The organism is Streptomyces sp. NBC_01296, assembly GCF_035984415.1.
In the GTDB taxonomy this organism is placed as follows: Bacteria; Actinomycetota; Actinomycetes; order Streptomycetales; family Streptomycetaceae; genus Streptomyces.
Genome location: NZ_CP130720.1, coordinates 6,661,959 through 6,677,950 on the forward strand (window position 1 = coordinate 6,661,959; position 15,992 = coordinate 6,677,950).

Genomic DNA, 15,992 nt, shown 5'->3' on the forward strand with positions numbered 1-15,992 from the left:
GCCCTGGAGGGAATCCCGCGGATGTCCCCGCCTCCGCCGCCCCTCGGCCGCGCCCGCAAGCGGGACGCCCAGCTCTTCGACCCGGCCCTCTGCGACACCGAACTGGTCGACGTGCGCGCCCAGTTCACCCAGGGCCGCTGGGCCAAGGCCCGCTCCCTCCTCGTCGGCACCGGCGACGACTGGGACCGCCGCGGCCACCGCGTCGTCGTACTCGCCGAGACCCCGGCGGCCACCGCCTGGGCCCGCGAATGGCTGCTCGCCGAACCCGACAGCCCCGACGCCGCCACCCTGCTCGCCTGCGCCGCCGTCTTCTCCGCCCTGCGCCGCAAGGGCACGCCCGAGGCCGCCGAGCAGGCCTGCCGCCGGGCCGCCGCCCTGCTCCCCGCCGACCCCACCCCCTGGCTGGGGCTGCTCATGCTCTCCCGCGCCTTCGGCACCGAGGAGGAGTTCAGCCGCCACTTCGACCAGGTCCGGGCCCGCCACCGCGAGCACCACCACGCCCACCACCTGATGGTCGCCAGGCTGGCCGAGCACACCCCCGGCGCCGGCCACGACCCGCTCCACGAGGTCTACGACTTCGCCGCCTGGGCCGCCGAGGAGTCCCCGGCCGACTCTCCGCTCGCCGTCCTCCCGGTCATCGCCCACGCCGAGCGCTACCGCGTGCTCGCCGCCACCGAGGGCCGCACGCCCGACGGCGCCGCAGCCCACTGGTCGAGCCGCCGCGCCCGCCAGGCGCTGCGCTCCGCCTTCGACTGGTGGCTCGAATGGGAACGCGAGGACCACCCCCGCAACCGGGTCGACCTCAACTTCCTGGCCCACGCCAAGCTCTGCGAGGGCCGCCCGGCCGAAGCCGCCGCCCTCTTCCACCGCATCGGCAGCCACGCCACGCCCGCCCCCTGGTCCTATCCGGACCTCGACCCGCACAAGGCCTTCCTCGCCGCCCGCAGCGCCGCGCTCGGCACGGCCTGACGCGCACCCCCGCTCCACAGCACCCCGCCCCACCCCGCTCCGCTCGACCCTCCCCCGAAAGGACACCCCGCCATGGCGACGGGCAGATCCACCACGCTCAGCACCGGGCCCGAGATCCGCACCTACAAGGGCCAGGACCGCGCCCTGCGCGCCGACCGCCTCGGCACGGCCGGCCTGCTGCTCTCCGTACTGGCCGCCAGCGCACCCCTGATGGTGGTCGCCGGCGTGATGCCCACCACCTTCGGCGTCATGGGCGTCGTCGGCCAGCCGCTGCTGTTCGTGATCCTCGGCATCGTCCTCGCGCTCTTCAGCATCGGCTACGCCGAGATGAGCCGGCACGTCCACAACGCCGGCGCCTTCTACGCGTACATCGCCCGCGGCCTCGGCCCCACCGCGGGCGCCGGCGCCTCGCTCGTCGCCCTCGTCGCGTACAGCGCCATGCAGGTCGGCGTCTACGGCATCCTCGGCTTCGAGATCTCCGGCCTCTTCGCCACGTACCTCCACACCAACGTCGCCTGGTGGATACCGGCCCTGGCCGCCGTCGCCGTCACCGGCGCGCTCGGCTGGCTCAAGATCGACCTCAACGCCCGCGTCCTCGGCGTCCTCCTCCTCATCGAGTGCGCCCTCGTCGTCGTCTTCGACGTCGCCGCCCTGGGTGACCCCGGCCCCGAAGGCCTCTCGCTGCACGCGTTCAACCCCGAGACGCTCGGCGGCGCCGGACTCGGCACGGCCCTCTGCTTCTGCATCGCCGCCTTCGTCGGCTTCGAACAGTCCCCGGTCTACGCCGAGGAGACCAGCAAGCCCCACATCGTCGTCTCCCGCGTGATGTTCCTCGCCGTCGGCTTCGTCGCCCTCTTCTTCGCGTTCAGCGCCTGGGCCCTCACCGTCGCCACCGGCCCCTCCGAGGTCGTCAAGACCTCCGCCGAAGCCGGCCCCGGCCTGCTCTTCCAGCTCACCGAGGGCCGCCTCGGCGCCACCTTCACCGACGTCCTGCACGTCCTCTTCGTGACCGGCATGTTCGCCGCCATGCTCAGCTTCCACAACGTGGTCGCCCGCTACGCCTTCGCCATGGGCCGCGAGGGCCTGCTCCCGGCCGCCTTCGGCCGCACCAGCGCGGGCACCGGCGCCCCCGCCACCGGCTCCCTCCTGCAGACCGTCATCGCCACCCTCGTCGTCCTCGCCTTCGCCTTCACCGACGACAAGCCGGCCGGCGACCCCACCACGCCCGTCCTGCACCTGTTCACCTGGATGGGCAGCGTCGGCGCCCTCGGCGTGACCCTTCTCATGGCCGCCGCCTCCTTCGCCGTCATCGCCTTCTTCGTCCGCCGCGGCACCGCCGGCGCCCAGGTCTGGCGGCTCGTCGCGGCCGGCGCCGCCGGAGTCGCCCTGCTCGGCATCGCCGGGTACACCGTGAGGGACTTCGGCGTCCTGGTCGGCGCCGAGGAGGGCTCCGCCCTCAGCTGGCTCCTGCCCGGGATCATCGGCGCCGCCGTGGTGGGAGGACTGCTGTACGGGGTCGTCCTGCGGCGCAGCCGCCCCGAGGTACACGCCCGCATCGGGCTCGGGAACGAGGCCTTCCGCCTCGACCAGGCCGCGGAGGCCGACCCCCGCGACTGACCCCCTCCGCCTCGCTTTCGAGCTCGTACGAAGCCCCCGGCACCTGTTTCCATGGTCGCCGGGGGCTTCTGCGCGAGGAGGGCGGGTTTTGGCCGTGGCCCGGGCTCATGGTCTCCTGTGTCGACAAAACCATCCGACCTCGCACAGGTGACCACCACCCAGCTCCCCTGCGCGGCGGCCCGGACCTGCCTGTCCCACCCACGAAGGCGAAGTCCTACATGAGTGACCGCACCTTGACCGAGGCCCCGGCCCCGGCGTCCGCCCGCCACGTCGACGCCGGTGACGAGGGCTACAGCAAGGACCTCAAGTCCCGCCACATCAACATGATCGCGATCGGCGGGGCGATAGGCACCGGCCTGTTCCTCGGCGCCGGAGGCCGGCTCGCGAACGCCGGCCCCTCCCTCGCGATCGCCTACGCGGTGTGCGGCATCTTCGCCTTCTTCGTCGTCCGGGCCCTGGGCGAGCTCGTGCTCTACCGGCCCTCCTCCGGCGCGTTCGTCTCGTACGCGCGCGAGTTCATGGGGGAGAAGGGCGCCTACACGGCCGGCTGGCTGTACTTCCTGAACTGGTCCACGACCACCGTGGCCGACATCACCGCCGCCGCGACCTACGCGCACTTCTGGTCCCTGTTCACCAGCGTCCCGCAGTGGATCCTCGCCCTGATCGCCCTCGCCGTGGTCCTCACCGCGAACCTGATCTCGGTGAAGTACTTCGGCGAGATGGAGTTCTGGTTCTCCCTCATCAAGGTCGCCGCCCTGGCGATCTTCCTGATCGTCGCGATCTACCTCGTCGCCACCAGCCACGACATCGGCGGCTACACCCCGGGCCTGTCCACCATCACCGACAACGGCGGCATCTTCCCGTCCGGGGTCCTGCCGATGCTCCTGGTGGTCCAGGGCGTCGTCTTCGCGTACGCCTCCGTCGAGCTGTGCGGCGTCGCCGCGGGCGAGACCGAGAACCCCGAGAAGATCATGCCGAAGGCGATCAACTCGATCATGTGGCGCGTCGGCCTCTTCTACGTCGGCTCCGTCGTCCTGCTCGCGATGCTCCTGCCGTACACCGCGTACTCCTCCGACCAGAGCCCCTTCGTCACCGTCTTCGACAAGCTCGGCATCCCCGGCACCGCCGGCATCATGAACCTGGTCGTCCTGACCGCCGCGCTCTCCAGCCTGAACTCCGGCCTCTACTCCACCGGGCGCATCCTGCGCTCGATGGCCATGTCCGGCTCCGCGCCCAAGTTCACCGCCCGCATGAACAAGGGCAAGGTCCCCTACGGCGGCGTGCTCTTCACCGCCGCCTTCGGCCTCGCCGGCGTCGGCCTGAACTACCTGATGCCGAAGGACGCCTTCGAGCTGGTCCTGAACTTCGCCTCGCTGGGCATCCTCGGCACCTGGGCCATGGTCATGATCTGCTCGCTGTTCTTCTGGCGCCGCGCGCAGGAGGGCAGCCTCGAGCGCCCGTCCTACCGCCTGCCCTGGGCCCCGTACACGCAGATCGTCACGCTGGTGTTCCTGCTCACCGTGCTGGTCCTGATGTGGTGCGACGGCGGCGTCGGCCGCACCACGGTCCTGTGCGTCCCCGTCATCGGGGCCGCCCTCGTCGGCGGCTGGTTCCTGGTCCGCCGCCGCGTGGCGGAGATCGCCGCGAACCGCTGACGGCCCGGCCGTGAACGAAGAAGGACCCCGCCCGAGGCGGGGTCCTTCTCGTCGTTGCGGGGCTCGTCGTGACGAGTCTGCGGATCAGGCCTTCTTGACCACGCCGGACTTCAGCTGCATGGCGCCGAAGCCCTCGATCCGGCAGTCGATGTCGTGGCCGTCCACGCCGTCGATGAGCCGGATGTTGCGCACCTTCGTGCCCGCCTTGATCCCGGACGGGCTGCCCTTGACCTTGAGCGCCTTGACCACGGTCACGCTGTCGCCGTCGCTCAGGACGTTGCCGACGGCGTCCTTGACGACCCGCTCCCCGGAACCGGCCCCGTCCTGCGCACCGCCCTCGGCGGGAACCCATTCGTGGCCGCACTCGGGGCACACCACGAGGGCGTTCATCTCATAGGTGTACTCACAGGAGCATTTCGGGCAAGGAGGAAGGTTCTCGATCACACCTTCAGGGTAGCCCGCCCCGGAACGGGTCGAACAAACGCAGAGGAACGCCGCAAAACGCGAAGAACCCCACCGAAGTGGGGTTCTCGCTCTGTGTGTCCGAGGGGGGACTTGAACCCCCACGCCCGATAAAGGGCACTAGCACCTCAAGCTAGCGCGTCTGCCATTCCGCCACCCGGACAAGGTGTCTGTCTCGCGTCCCTCGCGGGCCGTTCCGACGTGGAAAACATTACCAAACATTCCGGGGTCCTCGATCACGCCCCCCGACGGCCGGGGATCGCCCTTGGGGAGAGCCGTCCCACGCGCGAGGATGGGGAGGCAGTCGGCACCGATCAGTGGGAGGAAGCAGCGTGAGCGAGTCGAGCGCGGGCAGGACCGTTTCCGGCGAGGACGAGGTCGTCGACCTCTGCCGGGACCTCATCCGGATCGACACCAGCAACTACGGAGACCACTCCGGCCCCGGCGAACGCAAGGCGGCCGAGTGGGTCGCGGAGAAGCTCGCCGAGGTCGGGCTGGAGCCGCAGATCTTCGAATCCCACAAGGGGCGCGCCTCGACCGTCGCGCGCATCGAGGGGGAGGACCCGTCGAGGCCGGCGCTGCTGATCCACGGGCACACCGACGTCGTGCCGGCGAACGCCGCCGACTGGACCTACGACCCCTTCGCGGGCGAGATCGCCGACGGCTGCGTGTGGGGCCGCGGCGCCGTCGACATGAAGGACATGGACGCGATGACGCTGGCCGTCGTACGCGACCGGCTGCGCAGCGGCCGCAAGCCCCCGCGGGACATCGTGCTGGCCTTCCTCGCCGACGAGGAGGCGGGCGGCGTGTACGGCGCCCGGCACCTCGTGGACAAGCACCCCGGGCTGTTCGAGGGGGTCACGGAGGCGATCGGCGAGGTCGGCGGCTTCTCGTTCACCGTCAACGAGAACCTGCGGCTGTACCTGGTGGAGACCGCCCAGAAGGGCATGCACTGGATGCGGCTCACGGTGGACGGCACCGCGGGACACGGCTCGATGACGAACAACGACAACGCCATCACGGAGCTCTGCGAGGCCGTGGGCCGGCTCGGCCGCCACCAGTGGCCGGTCAGGGTCACCAAGACCGTACGGTCCTTCCTGGACGAGCTCTCCGACGCGCTCGGCACCCCGCTCGACCCGGACGACATGGACGCGACCCTGGCCAAGCTCGGCGGCATCGCCAAGATGGTCGGCGCGACGCTGCGGAACTCGGCCGCCCCGACCATGCTCGGCGCCGGCTACAAGGTGAACGTCATCCCCGGCCAGGCCACCGCACACGTCGACGGCCGCTTCCTGCCCGGCTACGAGGACGAGTTCTTCGCCGACCTCGACCGGATCCTCGGCCCGCGCGTGAAGCGGGAGGACGTGCACGGGGACAAGGCCCTCGAGACGGACTTCGACGGGAAGCTCGTCGACGCCATGCAGGGCGCCCTCAAGGCCGAGGACCCGATCGCGCGGGCGGTCCCGTACATGCTGTCGGGCGGCACGGACGCCAAGTCCTTCGACGACCTCGGCATCCGCTGCTTCGGCTTCGCCCCGCTGCAGCTGCCGCCGGAGCTGGACTTCGCCGGGATGTTCCACGGTGTGGACGAGCGGGTGCCGGTGGACGGGCTGAAGTTCGGCGTGCGCGTGCTCGACCGATTCATTGACAACTGCTGAGAATCGGGAAGGTGTGCGTTTTCCACTGAGAAGAGTGAATGCACTCATACGCTCGTAGCCCTGGTGACGCCTCCTCGTTACAGGTGGTGCGGTCCGCGGCTGGGACCGCATTGCCAACTAGGAGGAACAATGTTCAAGAAGGTTGTCGCCGCTGTGGCTGCCACCGGTGGTCTGGTTCTCGCGGGTGCGGGCCTGGCCCACGCCGACGCGTCTGCCCAGGGTGCGGCCATCGGGTCCCCCGGTGTCCTGTCCGGCAACGTCATCCAGGTCCCGGTCCACGTGCCCGTGAACGTCTGCGGTAACACCGTCAACGTGATCGGCCTGCTGAACCCGGCTTTCGGCAACACCTGCGTCAACGCCTGACGCATCTGAAGTCTTGGGCCCCGGAGCGCATTCCAGCGCTCCGGGGCCGCCGGGCTTCAGGGCCCGGCTGTTCGTACACAGCAGGGGGATGACAACACATGCGACGCAAAGTCCTGATCACCATGGCGGCCGCGGGGGGTGTGCTCGCGCTGGGTGGGGGCTACGCACACGCGGACTCCGGCGCGTCCGGCCATGCCGCGAACTCTCCGGGCGTGCTGTCCGGGAACACCGTCCAGGCACCCGTGGATGTTCCGGTGAACGCCTGCGGCAACACCGTCTCGGTCGTGGGACTGCTGAACCCGGCCTTCGGGAACCGCTGTTCGAACGACTCGGCCACGCCGGACCACCACCCCGGCAATCCGGGGCACCCGGGCAATCCCGGCCACCCGGGCGGGCCCGAGGAGCCGGACGAGCCGTGCGACGACGACGAGCCGAGCCACCCGGGCAACCCCGGCACGCCGGGTCACCCCGGACACCCGGGTACGCCCGGCAACCCCGGCACTCCGGGTCACCCGGGTACGCCCGGGACCCCCGGAAACCCGGGCACGCCCGGCCAGCCTGGTAACCCGGGCACGCCCGGCAATCCCGGTCAGCCCGGCAACCCCGGCACTCCTGGTCAGCCCGGTAACCCGGGTACGCCCGGCAACCCCGGCACTCCGGGTCAGCACGGCACTCCGGGTATGCCCGGCACGCCCGGCGGCTCCACCGGCCCCGGTTCCGGCAGTGTCACGCCCGGCACCCACCCCGGCCAGGGGACCGGGACCGGGATCGCGCCCGCGCAGCACGCGGGGCTCGCTGCCACCGGGGCAGGAGACGTCCTCGGCGTGGGCCTCCCGCTCGCCGCCGGCACGCTGCTGGCCGGTGCCGTGCTCTACCGGCGTTCCCGCAACGCGGCCTGAGAGGCGCCCTCACGACGCGGGCCCCGACCCCGGGGCCCGCGTTCGCCTTTTCGCACGCCGTCCCCGGCCCGCGTCACCAGGTCGCGCGGACCTGGCGGATGATCCTCCGGCGCAGCCGTACCCGGCGACTGCCGTCCCGGTACAGCGCCAGCCGGTCGATCTCCCAGTTCCCGTACTCGGCATGGTCGGTGAGCAGGCGGGTCGCCTCCTTGCGGGGCACACCGCGGGGCACGTACACGTCGACAAATTCGTATTCCGGCATCGCATCTATTGTGCGGGCAGAGCCCTGCTACGGATAGCGTCTGCACTATGTCTGATGCCGCTCTGCCCAGTGTTGCCGAGGTACGCGCCGCCGCCGAGGCGGTCAAGGCCGCGCTCGACCGTCACCTCGCCGCGGTCGAGAGCAGGATCGGGGACGAGGACCCGGCCGTCTACGCCGCTTTCAACGAACTCGCCGCCGCTGCCGAGGAGTACGACGAACTCCTCTACGACCGGTACGACGAGGTCACCCCCTTCGAGATCCCCACGCCCGAGGACGGTGTCCCGTACACCGGGCCCGCCGAGCCCGCCGCCTTCAGCGTGCTCATCCGCCGCGACTACGCCGTCGTCGAACCGCCGAGGCTGATCGCCCAGGCCGAGCGGGTCGCCGCGCACGACCGGGAAGCCGAGCTCGCCTACGACGGCGGCACGGCCGGTGCGCTGGGCGTGCTCTTCGGGGAGTACGAGCCCGACGAGATCGCCTCCCGCTACAAGGAGTTCGGCCTGGAGGAGGGGGACTCCACGCTCTGGATCGCGGCCTCGGAGGAGGTCGCGGAGCCGGGGGAGTGGCTGGGCTCGCCCTTCGGGCACACCGATCCCCAGGACGTACTGCACCGGTTCGACGTCAGCTCCGTCTTCGATGAGGAAGCCGACGATTTCGACGACGACGAGGAAGACGCGGAGGAAGCGGGCGACCAGACGGCCCAGCCCGGCCTGGCGCCCGCCTAGGCCGTCCCGCGCGGCACGCGAAACCGCGGCCCCCGTCCGAACAGGGCGGGGGCCGCGGTGCGTGCCGGTTACTCCGGCTGGTCCTGCGCCGACGCCGCGAGGGCGCGCAGGAGGCCGGTCAGCCGGGTCGTACGCGGCTTCGGCAGCACCTCCGCGACCGCGTGCGGCAGCGCCTGGTCGACGCCGTGCACCACGGACAGATGCCGCTCCGCCCGCCCGAACGCCGTGTACACCCAGTCCCGGGAGAGGGCCTGGGCCGCGTCACCGGGCAGGACGACGACCACGGCCGGCCAGCGGGCGCCGACGGCCTGGTGCGCGGTCACCGCCCAGCCGTGCCGCACCTGCGACTCCACCCGCTCCTTCGGTACGACGATCCGCGCGCCCGCGGCGTCCAGGTGCAGCCCCTGCGCATCGGCCGACACCACCAGCGCCGGCACGGCCCGCCCGGGCGCGGGCACGTGGACGACGCGGTCGCCGGGGTCGAAGCCGCCGAACCGGCCGGGGCCCGGGTTCAGCCGCTCCTTGAGGGCCGCGTTCAGCGCCCGGGTGCCCGCCGAGCCGCCGTGGCCCGGGGTGATCACCTGGACCGCGTCCGCCGGGATCCCGAAGGCGCGCGGCACGGACTCGGCCACCAGCTGCACGGCGCGGTGCACGGCCTCCCCGGCGCCCTGGACCGGGACGATGACGACCTCCTTGCCGGGGGCGTCGACCTGGTTCAGCTCGCCGATCCCGACCCCGGAGACCAGCTCGCCGATCGGGCCGGGGTCGGGGGTGCGGGAGACCAGCTGCGGGCAGGCGCGGGCCGCCAGCACATCGCCGAACACCCGCCCGGGTCCGGCGGATCCGAGCACCCCGGGGTCCCCGGACAGCACCAGCCGGGCCCCGTCGGGAACGGACTCGACGAGCGCGGCGGCGGTCTCCACGTCCAGCTGCGGGGCGTCGAGGACCACGAGCAGGTCCAGCGCGAACTGCCCGTCCGCGTCCCGTCCGGGCCCCTCCGTGCCGGCGAGCAGCCCGGCCACGGTGACGGCGCCCTGCGCGGGGGTGTGCGCGGCCAGGCAGACGCGCAGGCCCAGGTCGCGGGCGGCCGCCAGCAGGGCCAGCGGCTCGGCGCGGGCGGCCTCGCCGCCGGTGTGGGTGACCAGGCCGTGGCCGGAGACGGCGCGGATCAGGTCGGCGCCGGGGCCGGTGGCGGCCTTCTCCCAGTCCGCCGGGTCGTCGAACGTGTTGGCCAGCCGGGCCAGGCCGTCGGCCAGGCTCTCCTCGGCGAGCGCGTAGCCCTCGAGGCCGACGAGGACGCGTACGGGCTGCTCCTCGCCCTCGGCGACGGGCGGACCGAGCGGTTCGTGGAAGACGAGGACGGTGCCCTCGCCGATCGCCTGCTCCAGGGACGCGGCGGGATCCGGGACGCCGTACTGGGAGAGGGCGGACTCCAGGGTGGGGGCCTCCAGGGCGGTGTGCCCCTTGAGTGCGGCCTGCTCCAGCAGCCAGCCCACGAGGGCGGCGGCCCGCCGCTCGTCACCGGGACCGGCCTCGGAGCCGAGCAGGGCCCGGGCGAAGCCGTCGGCCTGGGTGGGACGGACGCCGGTGACGGCGAGGAGCCGCCAGGGGTCGTGGGCGAGCTGCTCCGCGGCGTCTTCGCCAAGGGCGGTGGCGGCGGGTCCGGCCAGCGCCTCGGGGGCGCCGCCGCGAGCCAGTACGGAGCGCACGCCCTCGATGCCGGCGGCGGTGGGGGCCGGGGGCGCGGGCGTGGGTGTGGGGCGGGGGGTCGGTGGTGCGGCGGGGGCCGCGGGTTTGCGGGGCGCGGTCGGGGCCTCGTCGAAGTACACAGGAGAGGGCTTCTCCCCGCTCTCCACGGCCCGTACGGCGGCCAGCAGATCGGCGGCCTTCCCGCTGAGCTTGGCCCCGGCGTCGACCGGGGCCTGCCGTTCCGCCTTGCGGCGGGCGATGCGCTCCCGCTCGATCTTCTGCGCGGCCAACTCGGCCTCGGCCTCGCTGAGCGCGGGCGCGGCCTCGCCCTTCTCCGCCGGGCCGCCGTCGGCCCCCGGCTCTGCCGGGCCGTCCTGATCGGGCTGATCCGGCTGATCCGGCTGATCCGCATCGGGCCCGGGCTCGGGCTCGGCTGCGGGGGTCCGGTCGGCGTGGACTTCGCCGGAGGTGGTCCCTGCGGGGCTTTCCCCCACCCCGCCCCTTCCCGAAACCGTGGGCTCCGCCCCCGGACCCCCGTCCTGGCTCCCGGCTTCGTCGGAGCCGGCCGCCTCGTCGGTCGCCTCCGCGCCCCCGGCTTCGCCGGAGTCGGGGGCTTCGGCGGCGGGCTGGGGCGGCGGGGCGGTGGGGGTGGCCGGGTCCTCCGCGGATGCGGGTCGGCGGTCCGTGCTCACAGCGTGCTCCAGTCGTGGTCGGGGTAGCGGTGCACGGGCGCCGACACATCGTCCAACGCCCGGCAGATCTCCTCGGGAAGAGTAAGGGCCTCCACCGACAACGCCTCGCTGAGCTGCGCGGACGTCCGCGCCCCGACGATCGGTGCGACCACCCCCGGGCGGTCCCGGATCCACGCCAGGGCCACCTGGAGCGGGGTCACGGCCAGGCCGTGGGCCGCCGTCGCCACCGCGTCCACGATGCCGCTCGCCGCGTCGTCCAGGTACGGGTCCACGAAGCCCGCCATGGTCGGCGAGGCCCCCCGCGAGTCCGCCGGCGTGCCGCCCCGGTACTTGCCCGTCAGGACGCCGCGGCCCAGCGGGGAGGACGGGAGCAGCCCGACGCCGAGGTCCAGCGCCGCGGGGAGGACCTCGCGCTCCACGCCCCGCTGGAGGAGGGAGTACTCCATCTGCGTCGACGCCAGTCGCGTCCGCACACCCGGGGCGGCGAGCTGCCACGTCGCCGCCTTCGCCAGCTGCCAGCCGCTGAAGCCCGACACCCCCGCGTACCGGACCCGGCCGCTGCTCACCGCCAGGTCCAGCGCCTGCAGGGTCTCCTCCAGCGGGGTCCCCGGGTCGAAGGCGTGGACCTGCCAGAGGTCCACGTAGTCGGTGCCCAGGCGGGCCAGCGAGGTATCCAGCGCCGACAGGAGATGGCCGCGCGAGCCGTTGAACCGGCGGTCCGGGTCCCGTACGGACCCCGACTTGGTGGCGATCACCAGGTCCTGGCGGGGGACCAGCCCACCCACCAGCTGCCCGAGGAGGTACTCCGCCTCACCGCCCCCGTACACGTCGGCGGTGTCGACGAGCGTGCCGCCCGCCTCCCAGAACGTCTTCAACTGCTCGGCAGCGCCCGACTCGTCCGGTCCCTCCGCGGAACGGCCCCAGGTCAGGGTGCCGAGGCCGATCCGGGACACGCGCAGTCCGGTGCGGCCGAGATGCCTCTGCTCCATGACCGCTGAGACTACTGGGGCACTGACGCGGGGAGCCCTGGCGCGCTACAGTCCCCCGCAGACCTACGTTACTGATCGGTAAACCGGTAAGGGGACGACACATGCGGCTCGGCATCAATCTCGGCTACTGGGGCGCTGGCATGGACGCCGACAACCTCGCCGTGGCCCAGGAGGCGGACCGCCTCGGCTACGACGTCTGCTGGGCCGCGGAGGCCTACGGCTCCGACGCCCCGACCGTGCTCGCCTGGGTCGCCGCCCAGACCGAGCGCATCGACGTCGGCTCCGCGATCCTGCAGATCCCGGCCCGCCAGCCCGCGATGACCGCCATGACGGCCGCCACCCTCGACTCCCTCACCAAGGGCCGCTTCCGCCTCGGCCTCGGCGTCTCCGGCCCCCAGGTCTCCGAGGGCTGGTACGGCGTCAAGTTCGACAAGCCGCTCGCCCGCACCCGGGAGTACGTGGAGATCGTCCGCAAGGCGATGACCCGCGAGCGCCTCAGCTACGAGGGCGAGCACTGGACGCTCCCGCTGCCGGGCGGCCCCGGTAAGCCGATCAAGCTCACCGTGCACCCCGAGCGCGAGCACATCCCGCTCTACATCGCCGCCATCGGGCCGAAGAACCTGGAGCAGACCGGCGAGATCGCCGACGGCGCCCTGCTCATCTTCCCGGCCGCCGAGCACTTGGAGGCCACCGCGCTCACCCACATCCGGGCGGGCCGCGAGAAGGTCGGGCTGACCATGGAGGGCTTCGACGTCTGCCCGACCGTGCCGCTGGCCGTCGGCGACGACGTGACCGCCCTCGCCGACATGTTCCGCCCGTACACGGCCCTGTACGTCGGCGGCATGGGCAGCCGGAAGCAGAACTTCTACAACCAGCTCGCGCAGCGCATGGGCTACGAGAAGGAAGCCGCAGAGATCCAGGACAAGTACCTGGCGGGCGACAAGACGGGCGCCGCCGCGGCCGTCCCGCACTCGCTGATCGACTCCACCACCCTGCTCGGCTCCGTCGAGCGGATCGCGGACGGGATGCGGGCCTACGCCGAGGCCGGGGTCACGACCCTCACGCTCGCCCCGGCCGGGTTCACCCTGGACGAGCGGATCACCGCCCTGCGGGCGGGTACGGAGGCCATGGAGCGCGCCGGCCTGGCCTAGGGCATCGAGCACGGGCCCTGCGGCCGTGGTGGGGGCTCGGGGGTCTTCCCCGCCACGGCCGACACAGTCAACAACGCGGGCGGCACCCTTCGGGTTACGCCCGCGCATTCACCCCTTCACATCGTTCATTCGGCCGATCCGTGCGACCCCTCGGTTGCCCGGCCCCCGGATCGGCCGTTGACTCGATGCATGCTCTCTGCGCGCAGCCTGTTCCAGGAGATCGTCGACAACGACGACTCGTTCCAGCTGTTCTGCTCCATCGCCGCCAGCGGGGAGAGCCAGGGCGGCTGGGAGAACGCCCGGATCGCGGCCCTGGTGCCCGACAGCATGCGCGAGCTGGCACCCAAGATCATCCGGCACGGCGCCGACGAGGACAAGCACGGCCGGATCTTCCAGGCCCTGCTCCGCAAGCGCGGCCTGCCGCCCGTCCCCGTGCCGCCCGAGACCGACTACACGATGCTGCTCGAGCGGCGCGGCATCGGCCTCGCGCACGAGAAGCTGCGCCGCGCCGAGCCGCTGACCGAGCGGGACATCGTCGTCTACCTCTCGCACAGCCGGGTCACCGAACAGCGCGCCGCCGACCAGATGGTCATGCTCCTGCGGCAGTTCGGGGACCACCCCGAGGTCGGCAAGGCCATCCGGATGATCAGCCACGACGAGGACAACCACCTCGCCTACTGCCACGAGGAGCTGCTCCGCCTCGTGCGCGAGGGGCACGGCCGGACCATCCAGCGGGTGCTGCGCGACAGCGCCCTCGTCGAGATCTCCGTCTACCGGGACGTGAGCCTCGCCGTCATGGGCCACATGGGCCGGCTGCTGCGCTGGCCCGCGCCCAAGGCGGCCGCGCTGGCCGCCGGGATCCGCGGCCTGTACGCGTACGAGCGGTTCGCCGGCTGGCACCGGATGATCAGCCTGAGCCTGCCGGAGCGGCGCAACGCGCTGGGCGGCCTACCGGTGACCGAGCACGAGTACGCGTAGGAGGGCGCCGGCGCTACAGCCAGCCGCGGGTCTTGAACATGCGGTGCAGGCCCAGACAGACGCCCGCCATCACCAGGAGCACCGCCGGATAGCCCCAGGGCTGCCGCAGCTCCCACATGTGCTGGAAGTTCATCCCGTAGATCCCCGCCACCATGGTCGGGACGGCCGCCATCGCCGCCCAGGCCGAGATCTTGCGCATGTCGTCGTTCTGCCGGACGCCCATCTGCGCCAGGTGCGCGGCCAGCGCGTCCGACAGCAGCCGGTCCAGGCCCTCGATGTACTCGCTCGCCTTCGTCAGGTGGTCGGCGACGTCGCGGAAGAACGGCTGCGCGTGCTCGTGCACGAAGGGAACGTTCCCGAAGGCGAGGCGGTCCATCGGCTGGAGCAGCGGGCTCGTCGCCCGGCGGAACTCCAGCACCTGCCGCTTGAAACCGTAGATCCGGGCGGCGGTGTTCTTGGTGTCCGTGGCCTGCGGCGCGAAGACATCGGCCTCCACCTCCTCCAGGTCGGCCTGGAGCTCGGCCGCGACCTCGATGTAGTGGTCGACCACTGCGTCGGACACCGCGTACAGCACCGCCGTCGGACCGTGCCGCAGGACCTCCGGCTCCTGCTCCAGCCGCTGGCGCACGGCGGCCAGCGCGGCCCCCTCGCCGTGCCGGACCGTGACCACGAAGGAGTCCCCGATGAAGAGCATCAGCTCGCCCGCGGTCACCGTGTCGGTGTCGTCGTCGTACGTCACCGGCTTGAGGACGACGAACAGCGAGTCGTCGTACACCTCGAGCTTGGGGCGCTGGTGCGCGGTCAGCGCGTCCTCCACCGCCAGCTTGTGGAGCCGGAACTCGTGGCTGACGTGCTCGAATTCCTCCTCCGTCGGCTCGTACATGCCGATCCAGAGGAAGGCGTCACCGCTCGCCCGCGCCTCGTCGAGAGCGTCCGAGAGGTCCTCGGGCGCAGGGGAACGGCGGCCGTCCCGGTACATGGCGCAGTCGACAATCACGAGGGGCATTCTCCCCTGCCCGCGCCCGGCCCGCACCCGGCGGGCACCGCGCCCCCTGGTTCCGGCCGCCAACGCCTAGGCTTTGGGTCATGGCCACGCTGATCCTCGTACGACACGGGCGGTCCACCGCCAACACCGCAGGGCTGCTCGCCGGATGGACTCCGGGAGTGGCCCTCGACGAGCGCGGCGCCGAGCAGGCGGCGGCGCTGCCCGGGCGGCTCGCCGCGGTACCGCTCGCCGCAGCCGTCAGCAGCCCGCTGCAGCGCTGCCGGGAGACCCTCGCCCCGCTGCTCGCCGCGCGCCCGGAACTGGCGCTGCACACCGACGACCGGATCGGCGAATGCCACTACGGCGACTGGTCGAACCGCAAACTCTCGGAGCTGGGCGATGAACCGCTGATGAAGATCGTCCAACAGCGCCCCTCGGCCGCCGCCTTCCCGGGCGGGGAGTCCATGCGCGCCATGCAGGCGCGCGCGGTGGACGCCGTGCAGGAGTGGAACGCGCGGATCGAGGAGGAGCACGGGAGCGACGCCGTCTTCCTCATGTGCTCGCACGGCGACGTCATCAAGTCCCTTGTCGCGGACGCCCTCGGCATGCACCTGGACCTCTTCCAGCGCATCCACGTGGACCCCTGCTCGGTCACGGCCGTCCGCTACACGCCGACACGCCCGTTCCTGCTCCGGCTCGGCGACACCGGGGACTTCGGCTCGCTCGCCCCGCGCCCGGCCCGTGCACCGGACGCGGCCGCGGCGGAAACGGAGACCTTCGAAAGCGCGACCGAAGACGGCGGGAACGCCGTCGTGGGGGGCGGTGCGGGCGCGGCGTGATCGAACGGCGCAGTAGGGTGGACTGGCCCAAATAAACGAGCACGGCGGGGCGAGCACGG

15 protein-coding genes and 1 tRNA gene are annotated in these 15,992 nt (G+C 72.4%); 10 read left to right on the plus strand and 6 right to left on the minus strand.

Annotated elements, in window-relative coordinates:
• The first annotated feature begins 21 nt into the window (after nucleotides 1-21).
• The 3 genes from OG299_RS30350 to OG299_RS30360 all read left to right on the plus strand — a co-directional run bounded on the left by OG299_RS30350 (nucleotide 22) and on the right by OG299_RS30360 (nucleotide 4,241).
• Entirely contained in the window at nucleotides 22-969 is a 948-nt protein-coding gene (locus OG299_RS30350; protein ID WP_266630761.1) for a hypothetical protein, read from the plus strand.
• A 72-nt stretch (nucleotides 970-1,041) separates the two neighbouring features.
• Nucleotides 1,042-2,586 (plus strand): APC family permease, encoded by a 1,545-nt coding sequence (locus OG299_RS30355; protein ID WP_327363191.1) that lies wholly within the window; start codon nucleotides 1,042-1,044, stop codon nucleotides 2,584-2,586.
• 218 nt (nucleotides 2,587-2,804) lie between these two features.
• Nucleotides 2,805-4,241 carry an amino acid permease gene (locus OG299_RS30360; protein WP_266630763.1) on the plus strand — a complete coding sequence of 479 codons (1,437 nt, stop codon included), beginning with the start codon at nucleotides 2,805-2,807 and terminating at the stop codon, nucleotides 4,239-4,241.
• Nucleotides 4,242-4,325: 84 nt separating this feature from the next.
• On the opposite strand, the gene OG299_RS30365 is transcribed toward OG299_RS30360, so the two are convergent.
• Both OG299_RS30365 and OG299_RS30370 read right to left on the minus strand, forming a co-directional pair.
• On the minus strand, nucleotides 4,326-4,685 hold the full coding sequence (locus tag OG299_RS30365; RefSeq protein WP_323179084.1) for a zinc ribbon domain-containing protein YjdM: 360 nt from the start codon (nucleotides 4,683-4,685) through the stop codon (nucleotides 4,326-4,328).
• Nucleotides 4,686-4,781: 96 nt separating this feature from the next.
• A tRNA-Leu gene (locus OG299_RS30370) sits at nucleotides 4,782-4,866 on the minus strand.
• Between the two features lie 169 nt (nucleotides 4,867-5,035).
• Here OG299_RS30370 and OG299_RS30375 point away from each other — a divergent pair.
• The 3 genes from OG299_RS30375 to OG299_RS30385 all read left to right on the plus strand — a co-directional run bounded on the left by OG299_RS30375 (nucleotide 5,036) and on the right by OG299_RS30385 (nucleotide 7,623).
• Nucleotides 5,036-6,361, plus strand: a complete 1,326-nt coding sequence (locus tag OG299_RS30375; RefSeq protein ID WP_030294289.1) for a M20/M25/M40 family metallo-hydrolase — start codon at nucleotides 5,036-5,038, stop codon at nucleotides 6,359-6,361.
• Nucleotides 6,362-6,490: 129 nt separating this feature from the next.
• Entirely contained in the window at nucleotides 6,491-6,724 is a 234-nt protein-coding gene (locus OG299_RS30380) for a chaplin (protein WP_327363193.1), read from the plus strand.
• Nucleotides 6,725-6,822: 98 nt separating this feature from the next.
• Nucleotides 6,823-7,623: a chaplin gene (locus tag OG299_RS30385; RefSeq protein WP_327363195.1), complete on the plus strand. Its 801-nt coding sequence runs from the start codon at nucleotides 6,823-6,825 to the stop codon at nucleotides 7,621-7,623.
• 73 nt (nucleotides 7,624-7,696) lie between these two features.
• Here OG299_RS30385 and OG299_RS30390 read toward each other — a convergent pair whose 3' ends face one another.
• Nucleotides 7,697-7,885: a DUF5703 family protein gene (locus OG299_RS30390; RefSeq protein WP_030860319.1), complete on the minus strand. Its 189-nt coding sequence runs from the start codon at nucleotides 7,883-7,885 to the stop codon at nucleotides 7,697-7,699.
• Between the two features lie 47 nt (nucleotides 7,886-7,932).
• Between OG299_RS30390 and OG299_RS30395 the strand changes: the two genes are divergently transcribed.
• Nucleotides 7,933-8,610, plus strand: a complete 678-nt coding sequence (locus OG299_RS30395; RefSeq protein ID WP_266630766.1) for a hypothetical protein — start codon at nucleotides 7,933-7,935, stop codon at nucleotides 8,608-8,610.
• A 68-nt stretch (nucleotides 8,611-8,678) separates the two neighbouring features.
• Here the strand turns inward: OG299_RS30395 and OG299_RS30400 are convergent, their stop codons facing one another.
• The gene (locus OG299_RS30400; RefSeq protein WP_327363196.1) at nucleotides 8,679-10,991 is read right to left on the minus strand and encodes a helix-hairpin-helix domain-containing protein; all 2,313 of its coding nucleotides are present in this window, start codon (nucleotides 10,989-10,991) and stop codon (nucleotides 8,679-8,681) included.
• Nucleotides 10,988-11,980, minus strand: coding sequence for an aldo/keto reductase (locus OG299_RS30405; protein WP_327363197.1), 993 nt, complete (start codon nucleotides 11,978-11,980; stop codon nucleotides 10,988-10,990). Before OG299_RS30405 ends, OG299_RS30400 begins: the two co-directional genes overlap by 4 nt.
• A 101-nt stretch (nucleotides 11,981-12,081) precedes the next feature.
• Between OG299_RS30405 and OG299_RS30410 the strand changes: the two genes are divergently transcribed.
• Both OG299_RS30410 and OG299_RS30415 read left to right on the plus strand, forming a co-directional pair.
• Nucleotides 12,082-13,131: an LLM class F420-dependent oxidoreductase gene (locus tag OG299_RS30410; RefSeq protein ID WP_327363198.1), complete on the plus strand. Its 1,050-nt coding sequence runs from the start codon at nucleotides 12,082-12,084 to the stop codon at nucleotides 13,129-13,131.
• Nucleotides 13,132-13,320: 189 nt separating this feature from the next.
• Nucleotides 13,321-14,109 (plus strand): ferritin-like domain-containing protein, encoded by a 789-nt coding sequence (locus OG299_RS30415; RefSeq protein WP_266630772.1) that lies wholly within the window; start codon nucleotides 13,321-13,323, stop codon nucleotides 14,107-14,109.
• Between the two features lie 13 nt (nucleotides 14,110-14,122).
• On the opposite strand, the gene OG299_RS30420 is transcribed toward OG299_RS30415, so the two are convergent.
• The gene (locus OG299_RS30420; protein WP_327363199.1) at nucleotides 14,123-15,115 is read right to left on the minus strand and encodes a magnesium and cobalt transport protein CorA; all 993 of its coding nucleotides are present in this window, start codon (nucleotides 15,113-15,115) and stop codon (nucleotides 14,123-14,125) included.
• A gap of 80 nt (nucleotides 15,116-15,195) precedes the next feature.
• On the opposite strand from OG299_RS30420, the gene OG299_RS30425 reads away from it, so the two are divergent.
• Nucleotides 15,196-15,933 carry a histidine phosphatase family protein gene (locus OG299_RS30425; protein WP_266630774.1) on the plus strand — a complete coding sequence of 246 codons (738 nt, stop codon included), beginning with the start codon at nucleotides 15,196-15,198 and terminating at the stop codon, nucleotides 15,931-15,933.
• Nucleotides 15,934-15,992: the final 59 nt, after the last annotated feature.

What these genes read in the sequence shown, in the direction of transcription:
- OG299_RS30350 (WP_266630761.1), top strand. Translation starts at nt 22, where the DNA reads ATGTCCCCGCCTCCGCCGCCCCTCGGCCGCGCCCGCAAGCGGGACGCC.
- OG299_RS30355 (WP_327363191.1), top strand. Translation starts at nt 1,042, where the DNA reads ATGGCGACGGGCAGATCCACCACGCTCAGCACCGGGCCCGAGATCCGC.
- OG299_RS30360 (WP_266630763.1), top strand. Translation starts at nt 2,805, where the DNA reads ATGAGTGACCGCACCTTGACCGAGGCCCCGGCCCCGGCGTCCGCCCGC.
- OG299_RS30380 (WP_327363193.1), top strand. Translation starts at nt 6,491, where the DNA reads ATGTTCAAGAAGGTTGTCGCCGCTGTGGCTGCCACCGGTGGTCTGGTT.
- OG299_RS30385 (WP_327363195.1), top strand. Translation starts at nt 6,823, where the DNA reads ATGCGACGCAAAGTCCTGATCACCATGGCGGCCGCGGGGGGTGTGCTC.
- OG299_RS30390 (WP_030860319.1), bottom strand. Translation starts at nt 7,885, where the DNA reads ATGCCGGAATACGAATTTGTCGACGTGTACGTGCCCCGCGGTGTGCCC.
- OG299_RS30395 (WP_266630766.1), top strand. Translation starts at nt 7,933, where the DNA reads ATGTCTGATGCCGCTCTGCCCAGTGTTGCCGAGGTACGCGCCGCCGCC.
- OG299_RS30405 (WP_327363197.1), bottom strand. Translation starts at nt 11,980, where the DNA reads ATGGAGCAGAGGCATCTCGGCCGCACCGGACTGCGCGTGTCCCGGATC.
- OG299_RS30410 (WP_327363198.1), top strand. Translation starts at nt 12,082, where the DNA reads ATGCGGCTCGGCATCAATCTCGGCTACTGGGGCGCTGGCATGGACGCC.
- OG299_RS30415 (WP_266630772.1), top strand. Translation starts at nt 13,321, where the DNA reads ATGCTCTCTGCGCGCAGCCTGTTCCAGGAGATCGTCGACAACGACGAC.
- OG299_RS30420 (WP_327363199.1), bottom strand. Translation starts at nt 15,115, where the DNA reads ATGCCCCTCGTGATTGTCGACTGCGCCATGTACCGGGACGGCCGCCGT.
- OG299_RS30425 (WP_266630774.1), top strand. Translation starts at nt 15,196, where the DNA reads ATGGCCACGCTGATCCTCGTACGACACGGGCGGTCCACCGCCAACACC.